At 73.3% G+C, this 2,215-nt stretch carries 1 protein-coding gene and 1 pseudogene; both read left to right on the forward strand.

Going from position 1 to position 2,215, the window contains the following annotated elements:
* Positions 1–576 (forward strand): annotated as a pseudogene (locus ND748_RS26765) (DNA repair protein RecN); the annotation flags it as partial.
* An 81-nt stretch (positions 577–657) separates the two neighbouring features.
* On the forward strand, positions 658–1,611 hold the full coding sequence (locus ND748_RS26770; protein ID WP_251748987.1) for an aldo/keto reductase: 954 nt from the start codon (positions 658–660) through the stop codon (positions 1,609–1,611).
* Positions 1,612–2,215: the final 604 nt, after the last annotated feature.

Below are 2,215 nucleotides of genomic sequence, written 5' to 3' on the forward strand. Positions count from 1 at the left end.
GAGCTCGCCGGCCTGGCCATGCCCCGCGCCCGGGTCGAGGCCGCCGTGGCCCAGCGCGACGACCCTGCCGGTCTGCCCGTCGGTGACCGGCTCGTCGCCTTCGGCCCGTCCGGCGTCGACGACGTGGAACTGCGCCTCATCCCGCATCCCGGCGCTCCGCCGCGGCCCGTGCAGAAGGGTGCTTCCGGCGGCGAGCTGTCCAGGGTGATGCTCGCCATCGAGGTCGTCCTCGCCGCCGCCGACGTCGGCTCCACGATGGTCTTCGACGAGGTCGACGCCGGCGTCGGCGGGCGCGCCGCCGTCGAGATCGGCCGCCGCCTGGCCCGTCTCGCCCGCACCCACCAGGTCATCTGCATCACCCACCTGCCGCAGGTCGCCGCGTTCGCCGACCGGCACCTCGTCGTGCACAAGGCCGACGACGGCTCGGTCACCCGCAGCGGCGTCATCACCCTCGACGACGCCGGCCGCGTCCGCGAACTGTCCCGGATGCTCGCCGGCCAGGAGGAGAGCACGCTGGCCCGCGGCCACGCCGAGGAACTCCTCGCCGCCGCCGCCGCCGACAAGGCCCGGCCGTAGCGCGGGCTTGCCTTAGCGCGCGCTCCAACACCTAGGGTTACCTGCTGACGGTGCACGGACCGGCGGGTAGGGAGCAGCGGCATGCATGAGGTCAACCTTGGTGGACTGAGGGTCTCGGCCCAGGGGCTGGGCTGCATGGGGATGAGCGAGTGGTACGGCGCCACCGACTGGGACGAGTCGATCGCGACGATCCAGCGCGCGCTCGACCTGGGCGTCACGTTCCTGGACACCGCCGACGTCTACGGGGCCGGGCACAACGAGGTGCTGGTCGGACGGGCCATCCACGACCGCCGGGACCAGGTGCAGCTGGCCACGAAGTTCGGCATCGACCGCTCCGCCGGCGACGGCGCCCGGGTCGTCCGGGGGGAGCGGGCCTACGTTCGGCGTTCCTGCGACGCCTCGCTGCTGCGGCTCGGCGTGGACGTCATCGACCTGTACTACCTGCACCGGCCGCCGCAGACCGCGGAGATCGAGGAGACGGTCGGGGCGATGGGCGAGCTCGTCGCGGAGGGCAAGGTGCGATACCTCGGGCTGTCCGAGGTCGACGGCGCGCTGCTGCGGCGGGCGCATGCCGTCCACCCGATCGCGGCGGTCCAGAGCGAGTACTCGCTGTGGACCCGCGATCCGGAGACGACCGTCGTCGACGCCCTGCGCGAGCTGAACGTCGGGCTGGTGCCCTACTCCCCGCTCGGCCGGGGCTTCCTCACCGCGACCCTCGACGGCGCCGACCTCGGCGAACGTGACTTCCGCGCCCGCAGCCCGCGCTTCGTCGGGGAAGCGGGCGAGGCGAACCGCAGGATCGTGGCGGCGGTCGCCGAGATCGCCGCCCGCAAGGACGCCGCCCCGGCGCAGGTCGCTCTCGCCTGGGTGCACGGGCAGGCCAGGCGGCTCGGTGTCCCGGTGGCCCCGATCCCCGGCACCAAGCGCCGCCGCTGGCTGGAGCAGAACGCCGCCGCGCCCGACCTCATCCTCGACGCCGACGACCTGGCCGTCCTCGACGCCCTCGATGCCCAGGTGGTCGGCGCCCGCTACTGATTATTCGCCTTACGCCGACCTCTGAGCTGCGACGGTCGAGGCAACCGGGCTGTCCGTGCCTGGACCGGCGTCGCCACGTCGCCACAGTCCGGGCAGACACTCCGCCCCATCGGTCGGGCCCTGACGGGGCGAGCGCGCTGCCGTGTCCAGGCCCAGTCTTCGGCGATCAGGGTGTTCCGCACGGTTCTCGGCCGGTCCGGGGTCGTCGGGTCAGGGGTGACGATGACGTTCCGTGGCCGGCGAGGGGGCCGGAAGCGGGGGTGTGCGTGGGACCGGTGCCACGTGGTCGCTCTGTACGGTCAAATCGGACGCTGAGCCCATCAGAGGAACCACATCGGCGCCCTCCCACGCATCCATCCCGAACAACCCTCCGCCGCCGCCACGCTCCGTGACCGTCGCTGCGCGCCGCGGCCTCCCCATGGCTGCCAGGGGTCCCCGTGATGCGCCGAAGGCGCCGGTTGTGGGTGGTGCGGGCTCAGGTGGATCGCCGGAGGTGATCGGACGGGACCCCGCTCGGACGCCGAGAACCAGGGGTCCCCGTGATGCGCCGAAGGCGCCGGTTGTGGGTGGTGCGGGCTCAGGTGGATCGCCGGAGGTGATCGGA

Source organism: Frankia sp. AiPs1, assembly GCF_023716945.1.
Classification (GTDB): Bacteria; Actinomycetota; Actinomycetes; order Frankiales; family Frankiaceae; genus Frankia.